We start from the raw sequence: 22064 nt of genomic DNA on the forward strand, positions 1-22064 counted from the left end.
GATACCTGGGCACAAGAGGCGCGAGCGATGTCTTCGGCGCCAGGCACACCCTCCTCTGCGGTTCCGGCAACCAGCAAAATTCAACGCCTTTGGCCGTCGACCTTCAAGGGCTTGGCTTGCCGCCTGCCCGCCGACGAACAGCGCGACTCACGTCCGCAAGGCGTTTGAGAAGGCTCAGGCTTTGCTGTTAAATAGGCAGTGTGTCGCTACGCTTATTTTTCAAGGCGTAGTGCATAGGCTGATTCGGGGACGCGTCCAACATCTTTCATTGTTCTGATACGAACCGCCCCCAATCCGCTCTTCCTTGTGATCCGTCTTAACCGTGAGCCAATCAAAATGTTGAAAATCGTCCACTTGCTAATGGGCGCAGCTGCCTTGCTGCTGTCCTTCATCCCTAGCCTGGGTTCAGAAGCCACACCGTACCTGCAACACCCCGACGCCTTGTACCTGGCCTTTTTCGGCCTGCTCAACCTGACCCTTGCACCTGTCATCCCTTACTGGAACAAAGGCCCGCGCCATCAACTGCAGAACCTTGTCAGTGTCCTGCTGGTGCTGGCCGTAGCCCTGCAAACCCTGGCCTTACTGGCACCGATGCCGGAAATAGGTGGTCAACCGGCCATCCTGTTCAGCCTCGGGGCGGCACTGCTCGCCGTGTTGCTGCACCTGGCCGTCAGCTTCTACAAGAAGTCGTCGTCGGCCGCCGCACCACAGAACTACGACATGTCCAACCGTGATACCGGCACCGTGAAGTGGTTCAACACCTCCAAGGGGTTCGGCTTTATCTCCCGCGACTCCGGCGATGACATTTTCGTGCATTTCCGGGCCATTCGTGGCGAAGGTCACCGCGTCCTGGTCGAAGGCCAGCGCGTGGAGTTCTCCGTGATGCACCGTGACAAGGGCCTGCAGGCCGAAGACGTGATCGCCGCACTGCCGCGCCGCTGATCCGAGCGCAAAAAAAACCGCGAGCAGCCTGGCTGTCTCGCGGTTTTTCATGCCTGCCGTTCAAGGCCCGGTCAGTAATGAGGCGGTGGAGCCTCTTCTTCCAAGGCACCAAATTGCCCGGCCATCTCTTCCTGACGCTTGAGCAACGCGGCCATCTGCAGCTGTAGACGCTCGACGACTCGCTGCTGCTCCACCAACACATCATTCAAAGCCTGGATGGTGTCATCCTGAAACGCCAGGCGGCTTTCCAGTTCGGTCACACGTTCTTCAAGGCTCATGGCTTCAACCCTCCAGAAACTTGAAATCATCGGTCAGCGCCATTCGCAAGCGCTCGCGGATGGCCACCACCTGCCCGGCATCATAAGGCTTGGCCGGGTGCTTGCCCCAGACCGGCGCCGGCCAAGCGATATCATCGCGCTTGCGGACGATGACATGCATGTGCAATTGACTGACGACGTTACCCAAGGTTGCAACGTTCAGCTTGTCGGCGTCGAACGAGTCCTTGAGGGTTTCGGCCAGCGCCGTGGTTTCTTTCCACAGCTGCTGTTGATCGGCGTCATCCAATTGAAACAATTCGCTGATATTTTCCCGGCGCGGTACGAGGATGAACCACGGGTAATTGGAATCATTGGACAAGAGCAGCCGGCACAGCGGGAAATCGCCGACGGGCAACGTGTCTTGTTGCAGTTGTGGATCTAAGGCAAACACCGTGCATACTCCTCGCCCGTTATCGATTCAGCCCGGCGCGGCGGCCCACAGGCCTGCGTCGGACACAGGCTTTCAGCATACCCGCGAATGGCCGAACGTTCACTGTCCAGCGCGTCGACCAGGCGTTGGTTTTCTTTCGAGCTCGCACCAGGACCGTGCAACAAGCCTGGAAAAGGACACCCGGACAACCGCTCGACGACACAGCTGTATGATTTTCGTACACCGTGAAGATTTTTTGCACCAAAACCGCACAATGCGTCTACGCTCTATGCTCGAAGCATCCGCGATCTACTCACCTGTAGGGTGAACCGGTAACGTTTTTGGTTGTCGGGCCAGGTTCAAGGACTGCAAACACGAGAGTTGCCCAGCAGTCAACCCCATTTAAAACAAGGCCTTTGGAGCCCGGTTTCATGAGGTTTCACCGCAACCGCAGCTAAAATGTGAAAAAAATGTAAAGGAAAACGGGATTTGTGCATGCTTGTTGCATTCATCCTCGCATCGTCTACAGGGCCCCGCCGGAAGCGGTGCACCTGATGACCTATAAATGACCGTGGCAAGGCTGCCCTCAGGAGCTTCAAACGCAGTAACAACGGACTCTTTGCACCGATGCCGGATTAAAAAACAACATTAAAGTTGTCAATCCAATTGCCTCGGAAAACAGCTGAAATACGACATGGATCTAGCCATTGGCGACAGGGTCGTAAAGAAGCTGAAAGGATGAATGGGCAAGTATCGCCAATAGGGTCGGCGTGATATAAGTTTGCGCCGGCACAAAAAGAAAGAGCCGCCCAGATAAAAAAACAGGTGGGACGGCAGTACTCTTCTAAAACCAAAGGAGCAAATCACGATGCGCGTGATGAAGTGGAGCATGATCGCACTGGCTGTTTCGGCCGGTACCTCGCAGTTCGCAGTGGCGTCCTCCCAAGAGGAGTCCAAGGGTTTCATCGAAGACCAAAGCCTGACCGCAAAAACTCGTCTCGAGTACATGAACCGCGATCAACGAAACGGCGGTGGCAACATTGCCTTGCCAGGTGGCGGCTTCAAAAACGGCTATCGTGAAGATACTGGTATCAGTGAGCTTCTCATCTACAAATCCGGCTTCACTCAGGGCACCATCGGTGTCGGTGTTGATGCATTTGCCGGCGGCACCGCCAGGCTGGACGGTGGTGAAGGTCGCCAAGGCAACAACCTGTTCGCTTCCGACAGCGACGGCAAGCCTGAACACACTCAATCGAAAGCCGGCGCAGCCGTTAAATTCCGCCTTTCCGATACTGTCCTGAAGTACGGCACCCAACAAACTGAAAGCCCCGTCTTCTCCACCGACGACAGCCGTCTGCTGCCAGAATTCGCTACCGGTACTTTGATCACCAGCAAGGAAATCAAAGGTCTGGAGCTTACCGCCGGTCACTTCACCGCGATGAGCGGCCAGCAAAATATGGGGCGCGACAGCATCAATGGCCCACACACACAAGGCCTGACTTCCGCTGACATCGCTGGCGCAACCTATCAGTTCACCGACAATTTCGTGGCTGGTGTTGCAGCTTCCGACGTCGACGACTACTTCAAGAAACAATACGTCAACCTGAACTACACATTGCCGATCGCCGATACCCAGTCGCTGAACTTCGACTTCAACGGCTATAAGAGCAAGAGCCAAGGCCAGGAACTGGCGGGTGATGTAGATAACCGCATCTGGTCCCTCGCTGCTGCGTATAGCCTCGGCGCTCACAAATTCACCCTGGCCCACCAGCGCTCTTCCGGTGACACTGGTTACGTTTACGGTGTAGACGGTGGCGGCACGATTTTCCTGGCTAACTCCATCCAGTACTCCGACTTCAACTTTGCAGATGAGCGTTCGTGGCAGGCTCGTTATGACCTGAACATGAAGACCTATGGCGTACCGGGATTGAGCTTCATGACCCGCTACGTTAAAGGTGACAATATCTCCACCGACACCGGTGAAGGCAAAGAACACGAGTTGGATATCGAAACCAAGTACGTACTGCAGAGCGGTCCTGCCAAAGATCTCTCGTTCCGTGTACGTCAAGCGTTCTATCGTGCGTCCTCTAACGTCACTGGCGACGTTAATGACTTCCGCATCATCGTCGAATACCCACTGAGCATCTTGTAATTCAGCGGCCATTCGATAGCTACACCACAACAAACTAAAAAGCCGCTCACCTGATCCAGGTGAGCGGCTTTTTATTTCGACTGCATTCCAGTCGTTATACAGCCTATTAATGAGCAAGCTAGCTAAATAACCTGACTCCAGCGCCAAGTTACATTCGAAACGTTATTGGGCTGCCCCTTCCTGAACCACTCGAATCACTCGCTGCGGAAACGGAATCTCAATCCCCGCCTCTTTCAAGCGATCCCGCGCATGCTCATTGAGCATGAACATCACACTCCAATAATCCGCCGTCTTGACCCAGATACGCAAAGACACCGTGATGGAACTGTCACCCAGGGTGGAAATCACCGCCTCGGGTGCCGGGTCGGTCAATACGCGTTCGTCCTTGGCCAATTCCAGCAATACTTGCCGGGCCTTTTGCAGATCAGCCTGGTAATCCACGCCAACATCGAACACAACCTTGCGGGTTGGCTGGCGGTTGGTGTTGGTGATGATGCCGTTCGACAGATTGCCGTTGGGCACGATGACGGTCTTGTTGTCACCGGTGCGCAACACCGTGTGGAAGATCTGGATGCTGTCGACCGTACCGGCCACACCTTGGGCTTCGATCCAGTCGCCGAGACGGAATGGGCGGAACAGCAGGATCAGCACGCCACCGGCGAAGTTTGCCAGGCTGCCCTGCAACGCCAGGCCAATCGCCAGGCCGGCCGCACCGATGGCCGCGACGAAGGACGTGGTTTCCACACCGATCATCGACGCGACGCTGACGATTAGCAGGATCTTCAGGATGATGTTGGCCAGGGTACTGATAAACCCTTGCAGTGCCAGGTCGGCGTTACGCAGGGCCAGCAAAGCCCCCAGTTTCTGCGCCACCTTGTTGATCAGCCACCAGCCGATGGCCAGGGTAATGACCGCCAGCAGCACACGGCTGCCGTACTCCATGACCAGAGGAATCCAGGCCTGGGAAATCTTGACCAGATTGTTTACTTCAGCGTTCAAGTCCATCGTTCTCTCCTTATTCCGGTTACCGCAAAAAGACCTGCAAAAGCACATTGTGGCGAGGGAGCTTGCTCCCGCTGGCTGCATGGCAGTCCCCCCACCCGGTGGGTGCTTCGCAGCCCCCTACCAGGTGGGTGCTTCGCACCCAAGCGGGAGCAAGCTCCCTCGCCACACGGTTTCTTATACAGCTCGGGTCAGTCGCGGAAGTTGTTGAACTGCAGCGGCATGCCGAATTCCTTGCCGCGCAGGGCCGCGATGGCTTCCTGCAAGTCGTCACGCTTCTTGCCGGTCACACGCACCTGCTCACCCTGGATGGCAGCCTGGACCTTGAGCTTGGCGTCCTTGATATGCGCGACGATCTTCTTCGCCAGCTCCTTGTCGATGCCTTCCTTGAGCACGGCTTCCTGCTTCATCAGCTTGCCCGAAGCATAGGCGTCCTTGACCTCAAGGCATTGCACATCGATCTTGCGCTTGGTCAGCGCCATCTTGAGGATCTCGATCATTGCTTCGAGTTGGAATTCGGCTTCGGCGGTCAGGTTGACGGTGAGGTCCTTTTCCTTGAATTCGAAACTGCCCTTACCCTTGAGGTCATAACGACGGTCGAGTTCCTTCACGGCGTTTTCAACGGCGTTGGTGACTTCGTGCTTGTCCAGTTCGGATACCACGTCGAATGACGGCATGTAGTGTTCTCCAAATAAAAAGGCGCGCCCGTAACAAAGGCGCGCGCTTGGCTTGTGGTTAAAATCGGGCTCATTATAACGGGTCTTTTCCTGCCGACACTGCGAGCCCTTCAGATGCCTGTACCAAAGCGAGTAAAAAGCTGATGCCCACCACATGGCATGTCCTGGGGGCCGGTAGCCTTGGCACGTTGTGGGCCTCGCGCCTGTTCCGCGCCGGCCTGCCGGTGCAGTTGGTGCTGCGCAACACGCAGCGGCTTCAGGATTATCAGGCGGCGGGTGGCCTCACCCTGGTGGAGCAAGGCCAGGCCCAGTGCTACCCGGTGCCTGGCGAAACCGCGGACAACCCGGCGCCGATCAAGCGCCTGCTGCTGGCCTGCAAGGCGTATGACGCCGAAAACGCCATTGCTTCGGTGGCCCATCGCCTGGACCCCGAGAGCGAACTGATCCTGCTGCAGAACGGCCTCGGCAGCCAGGAGGCCGTGGCGAACCGCGTCCCGCAGGTCCGTTGCATCAGCGCATCGAGCACCGAGGGCGCCTTTCGCGAAGGAGATTGGCGCGTGGTGTTCGCCGGCCACGGCTACACCTGGCTGGGCGACCCGGCCCATCCGGTGCCGCCGTTCTGGCTGGAAGACTTGGCCGACGCCGGCATCCCCCACGAATGGAGCGCTGATATCCTCACCCGGCTGTGGCGCAAACTGGCGCTCAACTGTGCAATCAATCCGCTGACCGTGCTGCATGACTGCAAGAACGGCGGCTTGCTGGAACACCACTGTGAAGTGGCGACCCTGTGCGTCGAACTCACCGCGCTGTTGGAACGCTGCGGCCAACCCGCGGCAGCCGCAGACTTGCAGCCGGAAGTCGAACGAGTGATCCACGCCACCGCCGCCAACTATTCCTCGATGTACCAGGACGTGGCCAATCGACGCCGCACCGAAATCAGCTACCTGCTTGGCCACGCCTGCAAAGTCGCCCAGCGCCATGGCGTGGCCGTGCCGCATCTGGAGCGATTGCGCCAGCGCCTGATTGCCCACCTGGACAACCTCGGATTGCCCAGCGACTGAGCAGCGGCTACGCTGGCCTCGTGTTCCTTTTTTGTGACGAGTCTGATGCCATTGCGCCAGCGCCTTGAGAACCTTCCGGTCGGCCAAAAACTGTTGGCCGCCCTGCTGGTGTTATTGACCACCGTCCTGCTGGTGGCCAACCTGACCTTTATCAGCGCCGCCTACTACATCTCCCAGGAAAGCATGGCGCCCCAGGCGTTGCAGACCATTGGCCGGCTGGTGGCCAACCCGAGCCTGATCTCCGACTCCCTGCAATCGCCGCAAAGTGCCCAACGCCTGCTCGATGAACTCAACAGCTACGGGCCGTTGCGGGCAGGTGCGCTGTATGACAGCCAGGGCGAACGCCTGGCGCAATTGCAACAAGGCGACAAGCTCAAGCTGCCGGAACATTTCCGAAAAATGCAGGCCTGGCGCCAGGGCGAATTTCGCAGCAACCAGGTCATTGCCCTGCCCCGTCCTGGCAGCACGCCGGGGCATCTGCTGCTGGTGGCCAGCAGCGAACTGCCGACCGCGTTCTACACCGGGACCTTGACCGCGAGCCTGGGCATCCTGATTTTCAGCGTGCTGCTGTGGCTGCTTATCGCCCAGCAGATCAAGCGCCTGATCACCCAGCCGATCCATCAGCTCGAAGAGCTGTCGCGCCAGGTGACCCGCGAAGAGAACTATGCCCTGCGCGCCGCCCGCGGCAACCATGACGAGATCGGCAGCCTGGCCGAAGCGTTCAACACCATGCTGTCGCGCATCGAAGCCCGGGAACAGCAACTCAAGCGCGCCCGGGACGACTCCCAGGCGGCCTACGACCAGGCCCAGGGCCTGGCGGAAGAAACCCGCCACACCAACCGCAAGCTGGAGCTGGAAGTCCAGGTGCGCAGCAAGATCGAGAAGAAACTCACCGGCTTCCAGAACTACCTCAACAGCATCATCGACTCCATGCCCTCGGCGCTGATCGCCCTCGACGAACAGCTCTACGTCACCCAGTGGAACCAGGAGGCCAGCGCCCTTTCCGGCACACGCCTGGACGAGGCGCTGAACCAGCCGATCTTCCTCGCCTTCGAACCACTGAAACCGTATCTGCCGCAACTCAAGCAGACGGTCGAGCAACACACGGTGGCCAAGATCGAACGCGTCACCTGGACCAAGGACGACGAAGCTCGGCACTATGCCCTGACCTTCTACCCCTTGATGGGCGGTGCCGGGCGCGGCGTGGTGATCCGCATCGACGACATCACCCAGCGCCTGTCCCTGGAAGAAATGATGGTGCAGTCGGAAAAAATGCTCTCGGTCGGTGGCCTCGCGGCGGGCATGGCCCATGAGATCAACAACCCGCTGGGCGCGATCCTGCACAACGTGCAGAACATCCGCCGACGCCTCTCGCCGGAGCTGCCCAAGAACCTTGAACAGGCCGAACAACTGGGGATCCCACTGGAAACGGTGAATCGCTACTTGCAGGGCCGGGACATCCCGCAGTTGCTCGACGGCATCCAGCAGGCCGGCGCCCGGGCGGCAAAAATCGTCACCCACATGCTCAGCTTCAGCCGTCGCAGCACCCGGCAGATGGCGCCGTGCGACCTGCCGGCGTTGATCGACCAGGCGGTGGAAATCGCCGGCAACGACTTCGACCTGGCCATCGGTTTCGACTTCAAGGGGCAGGCCATCATCCGTCAGTTCGATCCGAACCTGGGTCCGGTGCCCGGCACGGCCAACGAGCTGGAACAGGTGTTGCTCAACCTGCTGAAGAACGCTGCCCAGGCGATCCATCAACGCCAGGACGACAGCGAACCGGGGCGCATCATCCTGCGCACCCGACTGAATCCACCGTGGGCGGAAATCCAGGTCGAAGACAACGGCATTGGCATGAGCGAGAACGTGCGCAAACGCACGTTCGAGCCTTTCTTCACCACCAAGGAAATCGGCCAAGGCACGGGGCTGGGGCTTTCGGTGTCGTATTTCATCATCACCAATAACCACAAGGGCCAGATGGAAGTGCAATCGGCGCCGGGCCAAGGCACCTGCTTCACCTTGCGCCTGCCACTGGCGGGCACTTCCACCGTCCCCCAGGAAAACAAGCCACTGGAGCGTTGAGCATGGGTTTTCGTCTGTCGAAAATTTACACCCGGACCGGAGACAAAGGTGAAACCGGACTGGGAGACGGCCGCCGCGTGCCCAAGGACCACCCACGGGTCGAGGCCATTGGCGAAGTGGACACGCTCAATAGCCAGCTGGGATTGCTGCTGGCCGGGCTCGCCGATGAAATGAGCCGCTTCCCGGCGCTCGGGGAAGTCATCGAGGTGCTGAAACCTTGCCAGCACCGCCTGTTCGACCTGGGTGGGGAACTGGCGATGCCGGCCTACCAGGCTTTGAACGTGACGGAAATCGAGCGACTGGAAGCAGCGATCGACGTATGGAACGAGGAATTAGGGCCGCTGGAGAACTTCATCCTGCCCGGTGGCTCGGCGCTGATAGCCCAGGCCCACGTCTGCCGCAGCCTGGCCCGCAGTGCCGAACGTCGTTGCCAGCAATTGAATGCCATCGAGCCGCTGGCCGGGCCGGGGCTGGCCTATATCAATCGGTTGTCGGACCTGTTGTTCGTGGCGGCGCGAATCATTGCCAGGCGCCAAGGGGTGGCGGAAGTGCTTTGGGAGGCGGCGGCCAAGCCTGGGAATTGATCAGACAGATCTATCGCCTTCAGGCCGCCTTCGCGAGCAGCCACTCCCCGGGAATCAAGCCCCAGGCCAGAACGCCCGAATCCCCGCCACACCTTGCGCCCCAGTCTCCCAGGCTTTTTGCCGCTCGGCAGGCCCTACCCCACCCAACAGATAGACAGGCTTGTCGAAGCCCTCGATCAACCGCGCGGCCTCGTCCCAACCCAACGGCTGGGCCTCGGGATGGGTCTGGGTCGGCTGTACCGGCGAGAGCGTTACGAAGTCGACGTCCATCTGCCGGGCCAGGGACAGTTCCTCGGCGTTATGGCAGGACGCGGCCAGCCAACGCTCCTTGCCGAACGGCCGACCCGCCGCCGCATGCTTGCGCAATTGCGCGGCGGTGACGTGCCAGCCAGCGGAGGGAAAATCCCCCAGCCATTCGAAAGGCCCCTTGAGCATCAATTGAGCCTTGCCGGCACACAGTCCCACCGCGTCCACCGCCAAGTCGCGGTATTGCGGGTCGTAACCATTGGGCGCACGCAATTGGAGCAATTTGATCCCGCCGGCAATCGCCTTCTGCATGCCGCGCAGCAAGGTCGGCGTCTCAAGGCCTTCAGGGGTGATCAGGTATTCGCCCGGCAAACGCGCCGCCGCGACAATCGGCTGGTTGGCGGCCGGAAATTCGTAGTTCGCCAGATCGCGAGCCGCCACCCACGCCAACGGCTGCCCCTCGGCGCCATGGGGCTCGCCGGTGAACGCCGAGACTTCCCAGACATCGAGCAGCACCTGCTTGTCCGGGTAGTCGTGACGCACCTTGATCAACGGTCGGGCAGCGCCAACGACGATGCCCAGCTCTTCATGAAGTTCTCGGGCCAGGGCGATTTCGACGGACTCATCGGCCTCGACCTTGCCACCTGGGAACTCCCACAGGCCACCCTGGTGCTGGGTGTCGGCGCGTCGGGCAATGAGGATTTTACCGGCGGCGTCGCGAATAACCGCCGCCGCCACATGGATTCGTTTCACCGCGCAGTTTCCTCCAGGCCAGCCTGTTGCCAGGCCTTGAACGCAGGCCATTGATAAAGGGTTTCGACATAGGCCGCATCGACCTCGGGCAGCGCCACCTGATAGGTGCGCAAGCGCACGGCGACCGGGGCAAAAAATGCGTCTGCCAGGCTCACGCGGCCAAACAGATAGGGACCGGCTTCGGTCGCCGCGGCACGGCATTCGGCCCACAACGCCAGCATCCGCTCGATCTCCAACTGGACATCAGCCGGCATGGGCGACAGCGGAGCATCGTGCTGCAGATCCATGGGCATATGGCTGCGGAGGGCGAAAAAGCCGCTGTGCATCTGTGCGCAAGCCGAACGCGCCTGGGCCCGAGCGGCCACGTCCTTGGGCCAGAGACCGGCACCGGGGAAGCGTTCGGCCAGATATTCGGCAATCGCCAGGGAGTCGGCGATCACGCCGAACTCGGTCTTGAGCAGCGGGACCTTGGCCGTGGGCGAGTACTTGAGCAGTTTCTCGCGGGTATCGGGCTGATCGAGCCTGACCAGCTCTTCGGTGTACTTCTCCCCAGTCAATGCCAACGCCAGCGCGCCGCGCAGGGACCAGGAAGAGAGGTTCTTGTTGCCGATGATCAGGTGCAGGCTCATGTCTGAAATCCTTTCTTGTGTCAATCAGAGGGTTGGCGTCTGTCCCGCCGTATCGCGAGCAGGCTCGCTCCCACAGGGTTCTCCAGTGTGCATACTGTTGTTGCCACACAACGGATCCCTTGTGGGAGCGAGCCTGCTCGCGATAACGGCGACTCGGTATTAGGTCCGATACTCAGCGTTGATCTTGACGTACTCGTGGGACAGGTCGGTGGTCCAGATGGTTTCGCTGCAATCGCCGCGTCCCAGCTCGATACGGATGGTGATTTCTTCCTGCTGCATCACCGCCGCGCCCTGGGCTTCGGTGTAGGTGGCCGCGCGCGCGCCTTGGCTGGCAATGCAGACTTCACCGAGGAACACGTCGATCTTGCTCACGTCCAGCGCCGGCACACCCGCACGGCCAACGGCGGCGAGGATCCGGCCCCAGTTCGGGTCGGAAGCGAACAGCGCGGTCTTGATCAGCGGCGAGTGCGCCACGGTGTAGCCCACGTCCAGGCATTCCTGGTGATTGCCACCACCGTTGACCTGCACGGTCACGAACTTGGTCGCGCCTTCGCCGTCACGGACGATGGCCTGGGCCACTTCCATGCACACTTCGAAAACGGCCTGTTTCAGGGCGGCGAACAGCGGGCCGCTGGCTTCGGTGATTTCCGGCAGGTTGGCCTTGCCGGTAGCGATCAGCATGCAGCAGTCGTTGGTGGAGGTGTCGCCGTCGATGGTGATGCGGTTGAACGACTTGTTGGCACCGTCGAGCATCAGGTCTTGCAGCACCTGGCGCGAGACTTTGGCGTCGGTGGCGATGTAGCCGAGCATGGTCGCCATGTTCGGACGGATCATGCCCGCGCCCTTGCTGATGCCGGTCACGGTGATGGTCACGCCATCATGCTGGAACTGGCGGCTGGCACCCTTGGGCAGGGTGTCGGTGGTCATGATGCCGGTGGCGGCTGCAGCCCAGTTGTTTTCCGACAGGTCATCGAGGGCGGCCTGCAAGGCACCTTCGATCTTCTCGACCGGCAAGGGCTCGCCGATCACACCAGTGGAGTACGGCAGCACCTGGCTGGCGTCGACACCGGTCAGTTCGGCCAGTTTGGCGCAGGTACGCTCGGCAGCCGCCAGGCCCGGCGCACCGGTGCCGGCGTTGGCATTGCCGGTGTTGGTCAGCAGGTAGCGCACCGGCCCTTGTACGCGTTGCTTGGCCAGGATGACCGGCGCGGCGCAAAAAGCGTTGAGGGTAAACACGCCAGCCACCGTCGAGCCTTCGGCGCAACGCATGACGACAACGTCCTTGCGCCCCGGGCGCTTGATGCCCGCCGAGGCGATACCGAGTTCAAAACCGGCAACCGGGTGCAACGTTGGCAACGGACCAAGACCAACAGCCATGAATGCGCTCCTTAACAGATGTGTGTCGGCGCCGTCGCTTCGGGACGGCAGAACAAATGGCAAAACGCCGCGACAGAACGGGACCTGTCGCGGCGCAGAGGGTTCAGCCTTGCAACGGGATTACTGGATCTGCCCGTGACAATGCTTGTATTTCTTGCCCGAACCGCAGTAGCACAGCTCGTTGCGGCCCAGCTTCTGCTCGTTGCGCACTGGCGCAGTCGCCAGGGCGACATCCACGTCGACGCCCTCTTCCTGGGCCTCGCTGGCTTCCAGGCCTGGCGCAGCAGCGTGTTCGAACTGCATGCGCGCAGCCAGGGCCTCGGCTTCCTGGCGCAGGCGGGCTTCTTCTTCGGCCGGGTCTTCGCGGCGAACCTGGACGTGGGACAGCACGCGGATCGAGTCGCGCTTGATCGAATCCAGCAGGTCGGAGAACAGCGTGTAGGACTCGCGCTTGTACTCCTGCTTCGGGTTCTTCTGGGCGTAACCGCGCAAATGGATACCGTGGCGCAGGTGGTCCATGGTCGACAGGTGGTCTTTCCACAAGTCGTCCAGCACTCGCAGCACGATCTGCTTCTCGAAGGAGCGCAGCGCTTCGGCGCCAGCCTGGTCTTCCTTCTCGTTGTAGGCGGCGATCAGTTCGGCGAGCAGCTTCTCGCGCAGGGTTTCTTCGTACAGGTGATCGTCTTCGTCCAGCCATTGCTGGATCGGCAACGACACGCCGAAGTCACTGCGCAGGGCCGCTTCCAGGCCCGCGATATCCCATTGTTCCGGCAGCGATTGCGGCGGAATGTGGGCGCTGACGGTGGCGTTGAGCACTTCCTGGCGGAAATCGGCGATGGTGTCGCCAATGTTGTCGGCGGCCAACAAGCTGTTGCGCATGTGATAGATCACTTTACGCTGCTCGTTGTTGACGTCGTCGAATTCCAGCAGTTGCTTGCGGATGTCGAAGTTGCGGCCTTCGACCTTGCGCTGGGCCTTCTCGATGGCGTTGGTCACCATGCGGTGCTCGATCGCCTCGCCCGGCTGCATGCCCAGGGCCTTCATGAAGTTCTTCACCCGGTCAGAGGCGAAGATACGCATCAGGCTGTCTTCCAGGGACAGGTAGAAACGGCTGGAACCGGCGTCACCCTGGCGACCGGCACGGCCACGCAGCTGGTTGTCGATACGGCGCGATTCGTGACGCTCGGAGGCGATCACCTGCAAGCCACCGGATTCGAGCACCTGCTGGTGACGCTTCTGCCAGTCGGCCTTGATCTGCGCGATCTGCTCGGGGGTCGGGTTTTCCAGGGAAGCCACTTCCACTTCCCAGTTGCCGCCCAACAGGATGTCGGTACCACGACCGGCCATGTTGGTGGCGATGGTCAGCGCACCCGGGCGACCGGCCTGGGCAATGATCTCGGCTTCCTTCTCGTGGAACTTGGCGTTGAGGACCTTGTGCTCGATGCCTTCCTTGTTGAGCAAGGCGGACATGTGCTCGGAGGTCTCGATGGTGGCGGTACCCACCAGGATCGGCCGGCCCTGGGCCATGCCTTCCTTGATGTCGTTGATGATCGCCGCGTACTTCTCTTCGGCGGTCAGGAACACCAGGTCGTTGTAGTCCTTGCGCGCCAGCGGCTTGTTGGTGGGGATCACCACCACTTGCAGGCCGTAGATCTGGTGGAACTCGAACGCTTCGGTGTCAGCGGTACCGGTCATGCCGGACAGCTTGTTGTACAGGCGGAAGTAGTTCTGGAAGGTGGTCGAGGCCAGGGTCTGGCTCTCGGCCTGGATGTTCAGGCCTTCCTTCGCTTCGATGGCCTGGTGCAGGCCTTCGGACAGGCGACGGCCCGGCATGGTACGGCCGGTGTGTTCGTCGACCAGCACGACCTGGCCGTCCTGCACGATGTATTCGACGTTGCGATGGAACAGCTTGTGGGCACGCAGGCCGGCATAGACGTGGGTCAACAGGCCCAGGTTATGCGCCGAGTACAGGCTCTCGCCTTCGGCCAGCAAACCAACGCGGGTCAGCATGTCCTCGATGAACTGGTGACCGGCTTCGTTGAGTTCGACCTGGCGGGTCTTCTCGTCGATGGTGTAGTGACCGGCCTGGGTCACCTGGCCTTCGACTTCCTCGACGTGCAACTTGAGCTGCGGGATCAGTTTGTTGATCTCGGTGTACAGCTTGGAGCTGTCTTCGGCCTGGCCGGAGATGATCAGCGGGGTACGGGCTTCGTCGATGAGGATGGAGTCGACTTCGTCGATCACGGCGAAGTTGAGTTCACGCTGGAATTTTTCTTCCAGGCTGAACGCCATGTTGTCGCGCAGGTAGTCGAAACCGAATTCGTTGTTGGTGCCGTAGGTGATGTCGGCGGCGTAGGCGGCGCGTTTCTCTTCCGGCGGCTGGAACGGTGTAACGACACCGACGGTCAGGCCGAGGAATTCGTAGAGTGGGCGCATCCAGTTGGCGTCGCGGCGGGCCAGGTAGTCGTTGACCGTCACCACGTGCACGCCCTTGCCGGACAGTGCGTTGAGGTACACGCCCAGGGTCGCCACGAGGGTCTTGCCCTCGCCGGTGCGCATTTCGGCGATCTTGCCTTCGTGCAAGGTCATGCCGCCGATCAACTGGACGTCGAAGTGACGCATGCCCATGATCCGCTTGCCGGCTTCGCGGGCGACCGCAAAGGCTTCAGGCAGGAGCTGGTCCAGGGTTTCCCCTTTGGCGATGCGGTCCTTGAATTCGGCAGTCTTGGCGCGTAACTGATCGTCCGAAAGGGCCACCATTTGCTCTTCGAAGGCATTGACAGTCTGTACCGTCTTGAGCATGCGCTTGACTTCACGCTCGTTCTTGCTTCCAAAGAGTTTCTTTAACAAAGGCGCAAACATATCGGCAGGATCTTCCACACTAAAGGGATGGAGGGCGGGCCCCATGGGTCGCCCGTGCAGCCCTCATGGCCGCATGCGAACGAGCATTCTACCCGGAAACGATGGAGAGGAAAGTGGCGTTATTCCACGATGCTGGCACAGCGCTGTGACGGGGCTTGCTTAAAATAAGGGCTTTTGCGCGAGTTTCAACCCATCAAGCGCAGAAGTTATCCTGCGCCAAATGCGGCGCCAGAGCCTCGGGGCGGTGGATCGAGGCGCAGCCGATGCTTTCTGCTACCATGGCGCCTCTGTCATTTGCGGTATTAGTTCATGGCCTTCCGCCCTCTCACAGCCAAGGTGCCCGCCGTCCTGCTGCGCGAAGCCAAGCCGCTGAAAGCCATTTTCGGTCACGCCCGGCGCCTGGGGCACCTGCAACGCCTGCTGGACAGCCAGTTGCAGCCGGCCGCGCGCGAGCACTGCCACGTGGCCTCCTGGCGCGAAGGCTGCCTGCTGCTGATCGTCACCGACGGCCATTGGGCCACGCGCCTGCGCTACCAGCAAAAGCGCCTGTTGCGCCAATTGCAGGTGTTCGAAGAATTCGCCGGCCTGACGCGGATTTTGTTCAAGGTGCAGCCGCCCACCGTCCACGTGGGCGCGAAGGGGCACACACTGGATTTGTCCACCAACGCCGCCGCGACCATCCAGGCCACCGCCGACGGCATCAGCGACCCCAACCTGCGCGCGGCGCTGGAGCGCTTGGCGGCGCACGGCAAGCCCAAGGGTTGAGCGTTTCGTTGTCTGCTCGCGATACCGCTAAGTCAGCCAACATATTTCTCGCCTGACAAACCGTCTTCGCGACTCAATCTTAAGCCTTGCACTACCGCCGCTTACTCCCCCCCAACAACGACCCCATCAACCCACGCACCAACTGCCGCCCCAGTTGATTGGCCGCCTGGCGCATCGCCGACTTCAAGGCCTGGCCGGCCGCCGTGCCGAGGAATTCGCCAGCCTTGTCGGTGAAACTCGGTTCTTCGGCCGCTGGCTTGTCCGGTGCGGCTTCGGCCTGCGGCTCCAGCCCCTTGCGCCCCATCAGGACTTCATAGGCCGACTCACGATCGATGGGCTTATCGTAGCGTCCTTGCAACGGCGAACGAGCGATGAGCCCGGCGCGTTCGGCCTCGGTCAGCGGGCCAATGCGCGACTGCGGCGGCGCCACCAGTACGCGCTGGACCATTTCGGGCGTGCCCTTTTCCTGCAAGGTGCCCACCAGGGCTTCACCGATGCCCAGCTCGGTCAGTACCGCCAGCGTGTCGAACTGCGGGTTCGGCCGGAAGCCGTCGGCCACCGCTCGCAAGGACTTCTGCTCCTTGGCGGTAAAGGCGCGCAAGCCATGCTGGATACGCAACCCCAATTGCGCCAACACGTCGTCGGGCAAGTCTCCCGGCGACTGGGTCACGAAATACACCCCGACACCCTTGGAACGAATCAACCGCACCACCTGCTCCAGGCGTTCCTGCAACGCCTTGGGGGTACCGGCAAAAAGCAGGTGCGCCTCGTCGAAAAACAGAGCCAGCAACGGTTTGTCCGCATCGCCGCGCTCGGGCAGTTGCTCGAACAGCTCGGCCAGCAGCCACAACAGGAACGTCGCGTAGACCTTCGGCGCCTCATGGACCAGGCGGCTGGCGTCGAGCAAATGGATACGGCCACGACCGTCGCTGGCCGGTTGCAGGATGTCTTCGAGCTGCAAGGCCGGTTCGCCGAACAAGGCGTCAGCGCCTTGCTGCGCCAAGGTGGACAAGCGACGGAGCAACGCCTGGCTGGAACCGGTGGTCATCAGGGCGGCGTCGTCGCCCAGCAACTCGGGGTTGTCCTTGAGGTGATTGAGCAGCGCCTTGAGGTCCTTGAGGTCCAGCAGTAACAACCCCTCGCGGTCGGCCACCTTGAACGCGGCGTACAACGCCGACTGCTGGCTGTCGGTCAGCTCCAGCAGGCTGCCGATCAACAACGGGCCCATTTCACTCAAGGTGGTGCGCAGCGGATGCCCGGATTGGCCGTGGATATCCCACAACGTCACCGGATAAGCCTGGGGCCGGTGGTTGAGCCAGGGCATGCCGGCGATGCGCTCGGCGATCTTGCCCTGGGGATTGCCGGCGGCACCGAGGCCGCACAGGTCACCCTTGATATCGGCGGCGAACACCGCCACGCCGGCATCGCTGAACATTTCGGCCAGACGCTGCAACGTCACGGTCTTGCCAGTGCCGGTGGCGCCGGCCACCAGGCCATGTCGGTTCGCCAGGCGCATGGCCTGGGCAATGGGCTGGCCGGTCAGATCGGCGCCGATAACAAGTTGCAATGAGTCAGGCATTTCGTCACCTGTGGTTAATCCATGGCCCTGCTTGGCCGAGATATGAAGCGACAGATCCTGCTGAACACAAGGCCGGGTATTCCCCTAAGGAGAGATGGAAATATCAGCTTTTTTGAATCTGACGCCATTTTGCGTGCCCTTCTATTCTATAAAAGCATGCCCAGAGAATTTAGACCTTAGCGGAACCCCGAGCCATGAATAAAAACCTGCGCTTTAGCCATAAAATCCTGCTAGCCGCGGCTCTCATCGTCATCGCTGCCTTCGCCTGCTTCACGCTGTACAACGATTACCTGCAACGCAATGCCATCCGCGACAACCTCGACAACTACCTGCACAAAATGGGCGATGTCACGGCCAACAACATCCAGACCTGGCTGAGCGGTCGCATCCTGCTGATTGAGAACCTGGCGCAGAACATCGCGATCAATCCGGACGCGACGAACACCACCCACTTGTTGGAACAGAAAGCGCTGTTTCCGCATTGAGTAGCGCCTGCTCGCGATGAGGCCAACCCAAACACCCCAGCACTGACTGACACCTCACCTGCCCAACAACCCAACCGAACATCCATTCCCCACAAAGGTCAACAAAAGGAGAACACAGACCAGAGGGATGTTCATCGTGCATATAGCGGACATAACCATGTTCTACGCCCCCGCCAGCGGCGGCGTGCGCACTTATCTGGATGCCAAGCACCGGCGCCTGGGCGATCGGCCCGGTATTCGCCACAGCTTGCTGGTTCCCGGCGCGCATCTGAGCGAGCAAGACGGGATCTACACCGTTCCGGCCCCTCCCCTGCCTTTCGGCAAAGGCTATCGCTTCCCCCTTCGCCTGGCGCCCTGGCGCAATGTCCTGCAGGACTTGCAGCCGGACCTGATCGAGGTCGGCGACCCCTATCTCACGGCTTGGGCGGCCTTGGATGCCCGGCGGCAACTCGACGTCCCGGTGATCGGCTTTTATCACTCCGATCTGCCGCTGCTGGTGAGCAACCGCATGGGCAGCTGGTTCACGCCCAACATCGAAGCCTACGTCAGTAAGTTGTACGGTAACTTCGACCGGGTCCTGGCGCCGAGCCAGGTCATGGCCGACAAGTTGACCGGGCTCGGCGTGCGGAACGTCTTCGTACAACCCTTGGGCGTGGACCTGCACACCTTCAATCCCGCCGCCCGCGACCCGGAGCTGCGGGCCGAACTGGGCATTGCCGAGGACACGCGCCTGCTGGTGTTCGCCGGTCGCGGCTCGAAGGAAAAAAACCTGCCGGTGCTGCTCAAGTGCATGAAACGCCTGGGCCAGCGTTATCACTTGTTGCTGGTCGGCTCGTCGATGCCCGCCGTGGTGCCGGACAACGTCACGGTGATCGACGAATTCTGCCCGGCACCACAGGTCGCCCGGCTGATGGCCAGCGCCGATGCCCTGCTCCACGCTGGGGACCAGGAGACTTTCGGCCTGGTGATCCTCGAAGCCATGGCCTGCGGCATCCCGGTGGTGGCAGTGGCGGCCGGCGCCTTCACCGAAATCGTCCACGAAGACTGCGGCCTGCTCTGTGCCCCCAACAACCCACAGGCCATGGCCAATGCCGTGCGACAGCTGTTCAGCGAGGGCTGCCAGCGCCGCGGCGTGTTGGCGCGGCGTCATGTAGAACGCCATTACGCCTGGGATTCGGTGGTCAACAGCCTGCTGGGCCATTACTACGCCGTGCTCGGTGCCCAGATGCCGATGCTGGCCAATGCTTGAGCGAGGCGCGCGGCGATGAACCCGTCGTCCAGCGTACTGCTGGTATTGCATGACGTGGCCCCGCAAACCTGGCCCGACTACCAGCCCTTTGTCGAAGCCGTCGACGCCCTCGGCCACCTGCCGATGACCTGGCTGGTGGTGCCGGACTTTCACCACGGCAACAGGCTGGAGCATTTTCCGGGCATGCGGCGCCTGCTCGACAGCCGGGTCGCGCGGGGCGACGAACTGGTCTTGCACGGCTACTACCATTGCGACGACGGCAAGGCGCCGCGCTCGCCCAGGGACTGGTTCATGCGCCGGGTCTACACCCACGAAGGCGAGTTCTACGCCCTTTCCGAGGCCGAGGCCCTGCTGCGCCTGCGCGCGGGCATGGAACTGTTCCAGCGCTACCAGTGGCCACTGGAGGGGTTCGTCGCGCCGGCCTGGTTGATGAGCGAAGGCACGCGCCAGGCCTTGCGCCAATTGCCCCTGCGCTATACCAGCGATCCCCGGCACCTGTATCGCCTGCCGGACTTCACCCCCATCGATGCCCCGGGATTGGTCTGGAGCGCCCGCAGTGCCTGGCGCCGTGGTGTATCGAAAGTCATCAGCGACCGGCGTGAACAACGCTGGCGCCAGGCGCCGGTGATTCGCCTGGGCCTGCACCCGGTGGACATGCGCCACCGGTTCTCCCGGGACTACTGGCTACGCACCCTGGAACGCCTGCTGGAGGATGGACGCGTGCCGCTGACCAAGGCGCGCTGGCTGGCGAGCCGCGAACTCATGGTCGGCAGCGCCGCATGAAACGGCTGATCTGGCTGGTCCTCGCGCTGCTCATCGCGTGGCTGGTTCCGTTGCTGGTGGGCGGTGGCGAGATGTGGTCGCGGGTGCAGCGTTTTCCCGTGTCGCTGCTGCTGGTCATGCTGGGCATGATCCTGCTCTGCTGGGGCCTGAACTCCGTCCGCCTGCGCCTGCTGTTGGGTGAACACCGTGGACAGTTGGGTGGGCTGAGGAGCCTTGGCGTGGTGATGTCCACCGAGTTTGCCATGTGCGCGACGCCCGGCGGCAGCGGTGGGCCGCTGACGCTGATGGCCCTGCTCTCGCGCAACGGCGTGCGCCCGGCCCACGGCAGCGCGGTGTTTGCCATGGACCAACTGAGCGACCTGCTGTTTTTTTTCTGCGCCTTGGTGGGGATCCTGCTGTACGCGCTGTTCCAGAACCTCAGCCAGCGCCTGGAGTGGATGCTGGCCTTGAGCGCCGTTTCATTGTTGGGCGGCTTGGTCGGCTGCGCACTCGCGGCCCGCTATCACCGTCGGCTGATTCGGCTGGGAGCCCGGCTGCTGCGCCATCTGCGGGTCAGGAGCAGCACCCGTCGACGCTGGGGGCGCAAGATCCTGCACTTTCTGGCGGCGTTTACCGACACCTTGAAATTGCCCCGGCGGACATTGTTCCAGGTCTTCGGCCTGACCTGTCTGCACTGGACGTTGCGCTACAGCGTGTTGTACCTGGCACTGAGAGGCTTGGGGGCGGATTTGCAGTGGGCGTGGAGCTTCCTGATCCAGATGCTTTCCCTGAGCGCGGGACAGTTCAGCCTGCTGCCGGGCGGCGCCGGGGCGGCGGAAGTGACATCGGCGGCGTTGCTGGCGCCCATGGTGGGTAAATCCACCGCAGCGGCGGCGATCCTGATCTGGCGGGCGGTGACCTATTACTTCTATCTGCTGGCTGGCGGGCCGGTGTTTTTCCTGATGGTCGGGCGCCCCTTGCTCAAGAAGCTGATGCGCCTCAGGCAGGCCTGAAAAGGGCCTGGCGATTTGCTCGTCCAGGCCCTTCTTTGATCAGAACACCACGGTCTTGTTGCCGTGCACCAGCACCCGGTCTTCCAGGTGATAACGCAGGCCTCGCGCCAGCACCATCTTCTCGACGTCACGGCCGAAACGCACCATATCGTCGATGCTGTCGCTGTGGCTGACGCGCACCACGTCCTGCTCGATGATCGGGCCGGCGTCCAGCTCTTCGGTCACGTAGTGGCACGTGGCGCCAATCAGCTTCACACCGCGCATCGAAGCCTGGTGATACGGCTTGGCGCCGACGAACGACGGCAGGAAGCTGTGGTGGATGTTGATGACCTTCTGGGCATATTCGCGGCACAAGGCTGGCGGCAGGATCTGCATGTAGCGAGCCAGTACCACCACGTCGGCATCGTGCTGCTGGACCAGGCGCGAGACTTCGGCAAACGCCGGCTGCTTGTCCTGCAGGTTGACCGGGACGTGGTAGTACGGGATGCCGTGCCACTCCACCATGCTGCGCAAGTCATCATGGTTGGAAATCACGCAGGCGATGTCGCAATCGAGCTCATCGCTGTGCCAGCGGTGCAACAGGTCAGCCAGGCAGTGGGATTCACGGCTCGCCATCAGCACCACACGTTTTTTCTGCGCGGTATCGGTGATGCGCCAGTTCATCGAGAACTCTTGGGCAATCGGTGCGAACGCCTCGCGAAAAGCCTCGATACCGAAGGGCAGCGAGTCGGCGCGAATCTCGTGACGCATGAAAAACCAGCCGCTTTGATCGTCCGAGTGATGGCTTGCTTCAGTGATCCAACCGTTATGGGACGCCAGAAAGTTACTGACTTTAGCAACGATGCCGACGCGGTCCGGGCAAGCGATCACCAACCGAAAAGTGCGCATTAGGGGGAACTCCAGAACTTCGCAAAGGCGGCCATTCTAGCCATTGCGCAGCAAAACTGCAGTATTGATGATTGACCGCCCCCACGGTAGACAGCTCCAGATCGCCAAGCGACCGGCGCTGCGCAGGGACGCTATATGTGTGAACAAATGTGAAGAGACTGACGGAATTTAACTGCAACAGCGGCTTTTGCGAGACACCACTAATTAATTAAATAAAACACCGGCTAAATGTTTACTTGATGAAACTGTCTGATTACTATTGCCGCACT

Annotated in this window: 19 protein-coding genes and 1 pseudogene; 10 read left to right on the forward strand and 10 right to left on the reverse strand. The window is 61.2% G+C overall.

Annotation, left to right across the window (positions count from 1 at the left end; genetic code table 11):
• The first annotated feature begins 336 nt into the window (after positions 1–336).
• Complete coding sequence (locus ACODSJ_RS04240) at positions 337–942, forward strand: cold-shock protein (RefSeq protein WP_489100526.1); 606 nt, start codon at positions 337–339, stop codon at positions 940–942.
• 71 nt (positions 943–1013) lie between these two features.
• Here the strand turns inward: ACODSJ_RS04240 and ACODSJ_RS04245 are convergent, their stop codons facing one another.
• Together ACODSJ_RS04245 and ACODSJ_RS04250 are read right to left on the reverse strand one after the other, a co-directional pair.
• Complete coding sequence (locus tag ACODSJ_RS04245; RefSeq protein WP_489100527.1) at positions 1014–1220, reverse strand: SlyX family protein; 207 nt, start codon at positions 1218–1220, stop codon at positions 1014–1016.
• Between the two features lie 4 nt (positions 1221–1224).
• A complete protein-coding gene (locus ACODSJ_RS04250) occupies positions 1225–1650 on the reverse strand; it encodes an HIT family protein (protein WP_489100528.1) in 426 nt (141 codons plus the stop codon).
• Positions 1651–2497: 847 nt separating this feature from the next.
• Here ACODSJ_RS04250 and ACODSJ_RS04255 point away from each other — a divergent pair.
• Entirely contained in the window at positions 2498–3781 is a 1284-nt protein-coding gene (locus tag ACODSJ_RS04255; protein WP_489100529.1) for an OprD family porin, read from the forward strand.
• A gap of 162 nt (positions 3782–3943) precedes the next feature.
• Here the strand turns inward: ACODSJ_RS04255 and ACODSJ_RS04260 are convergent, their stop codons facing one another.
• Both ACODSJ_RS04260 and ACODSJ_RS04265 read right to left on the reverse strand, forming a co-directional pair.
• On the reverse strand, positions 3944–4786 hold the full coding sequence (locus ACODSJ_RS04260) for a mechanosensitive ion channel family protein (protein WP_489100530.1): 843 nt from the start codon (positions 4784–4786) through the stop codon (positions 3944–3946).
• A 188-nt stretch (positions 4787–4974) separates the two neighbouring features.
• On the reverse strand, positions 4975–5460 hold the full coding sequence (locus tag ACODSJ_RS04265) for a YajQ family cyclic di-GMP-binding protein (RefSeq protein ID WP_489100531.1): 486 nt from the start codon (positions 5458–5460) through the stop codon (positions 4975–4977).
• Positions 5461–5603: 143 nt separating this feature from the next.
• Here ACODSJ_RS04265 and ACODSJ_RS04270 point away from each other — a divergent pair, with 143 nt between their 5' ends.
• Genes ACODSJ_RS04270 through ACODSJ_RS04280 form a run of 3 tightly spaced genes read left to right on the forward strand, consistent with a single transcriptional unit; the run spans position 5604 to position 9187 of the window.
• On the forward strand, positions 5604–6521 hold the full coding sequence (locus tag ACODSJ_RS04270) for a putative 2-dehydropantoate 2-reductase (protein WP_489100532.1): 918 nt from the start codon (positions 5604–5606) through the stop codon (positions 6519–6521).
• A 45-nt stretch (positions 6522–6566) separates the two neighbouring features.
• On the forward strand, positions 6567–8603 hold the full coding sequence (locus ACODSJ_RS04275; protein WP_489100533.1) for a sensor histidine kinase: 2037 nt from the start codon (positions 6567–6569) through the stop codon (positions 8601–8603).
• 2 nt (positions 8604–8605) lie between these two features.
• Complete coding sequence (locus ACODSJ_RS04280) at positions 8606–9187, forward strand: cob(I)yrinic acid a,c-diamide adenosyltransferase (protein WP_489100534.1); 582 nt, start codon at positions 8606–8608, stop codon at positions 9185–9187.
• Between the two features lie 54 nt (positions 9188–9241).
• Here the strand turns inward: ACODSJ_RS04280 and ACODSJ_RS04285 are convergent, their stop codons facing one another.
• From ACODSJ_RS04285 to secA, 4 genes are all read right to left on the reverse strand, one after another.
• The gene (locus ACODSJ_RS04285) at positions 9242–10186 is read right to left on the reverse strand and encodes a Nudix family hydrolase (RefSeq protein ID WP_489100535.1); all 945 of its coding nucleotides are present in this window, start codon (positions 10184–10186) and stop codon (positions 9242–9244) included.
• The gene (locus tag ACODSJ_RS04290; RefSeq protein ID WP_489100536.1) at positions 10183–10815 is read right to left on the reverse strand and encodes a glutathione S-transferase family protein; all 633 of its coding nucleotides are present in this window, start codon (positions 10813–10815) and stop codon (positions 10183–10185) included. The genes ACODSJ_RS04285 and ACODSJ_RS04290 overlap by 4 nt, the downstream gene beginning before the upstream one ends.
• Positions 10816–10974: 159 nt before the next feature.
• Complete coding sequence (argJ, locus tag ACODSJ_RS04295; protein ID WP_489100537.1) at positions 10975–12192, reverse strand: bifunctional glutamate N-acetyltransferase/amino-acid acetyltransferase ArgJ; 1218 nt, start codon at positions 12190–12192, stop codon at positions 10975–10977.
• Positions 12193–12312: 120 nt separating this feature from the next.
• A complete protein-coding gene (gene secA / locus ACODSJ_RS04300; RefSeq protein ID WP_489100538.1) occupies positions 12313–15054 on the reverse strand; it encodes a preprotein translocase subunit SecA in 2742 nt (913 codons plus the stop codon).
• A gap of 309 nt (positions 15055–15363) precedes the next feature.
• Here secA and ACODSJ_RS04305 point away from each other — a divergent pair, with 309 nt between their 5' ends.
• The gene (locus ACODSJ_RS04305) at positions 15364–15819 is read left to right on the forward strand and encodes a DUF721 domain-containing protein (protein WP_489100539.1); all 456 of its coding nucleotides are present in this window, start codon (positions 15364–15366) and stop codon (positions 15817–15819) included.
• Between the two features lie 91 nt (positions 15820–15910).
• Here ACODSJ_RS04305 and ACODSJ_RS04310 read toward each other — a convergent pair whose 3' ends face one another.
• Positions 15911–17398 carry a helicase HerA-like domain-containing protein gene (locus ACODSJ_RS04310; protein WP_489100540.1) on the reverse strand — a complete coding sequence of 496 codons (1488 nt, stop codon included), beginning with the start codon at positions 17396–17398 and terminating at the stop codon, positions 15911–15913.
• Positions 17399–17592: 194 nt separating this feature from the next.
• Between ACODSJ_RS04310 and ACODSJ_RS04315 the strand changes: the two are divergent.
• The 4 genes and pseudogenes from ACODSJ_RS04315 to gpgF all read left to right on the forward strand — a co-directional run.
• A pseudogene (locus ACODSJ_RS04315) lies at positions 17593–17871 on the forward strand (chemotaxis protein); the annotation flags it as partial.
• Positions 17872–18010: 139 nt separating this feature from the next.
• Positions 18011–19132 (forward strand): N-acetylglucosaminyl phosphatidylglycerol synthase, encoded by a 1122-nt coding sequence (gene gpgS, locus ACODSJ_RS04320; RefSeq protein ID WP_489100541.1) that lies wholly within the window; start codon positions 18011–18013, stop codon positions 19130–19132.
• Positions 19133–19147: 15 nt separating this feature from the next.
• Entirely contained in the window at positions 19148–19915 is a 768-nt protein-coding gene (gene gpgD / locus ACODSJ_RS04325) for an N-acetylglucosaminyl phosphatidylglycerol deacetylase (RefSeq protein ID WP_489100542.1), read from the forward strand.
• Positions 19912–20907: a glucosaminyl phosphatidylglycerol flippase gene (gpgF, locus tag ACODSJ_RS04330; protein ID WP_489100543.1), complete on the forward strand. Its 996-nt coding sequence runs from the start codon at positions 19912–19914 to the stop codon at positions 20905–20907. Before gpgD ends, gpgF begins: the two co-directional genes overlap by 4 nt.
• A gap of 39 nt (positions 20908–20946) precedes the next feature.
• Here the strand turns inward: gpgF and purU are convergent, their stop codons facing one another.
• Positions 20947–21795, reverse strand: coding sequence for a formyltetrahydrofolate deformylase (purU, locus tag ACODSJ_RS04335; protein ID WP_489100544.1), 849 nt, complete (start codon positions 21793–21795; stop codon positions 20947–20949).
• Positions 21796–22064 lie beyond the last annotated feature (269 nt).

This window comes from Pseudomonas sp. FG6 (assembly GCF_057809015.1).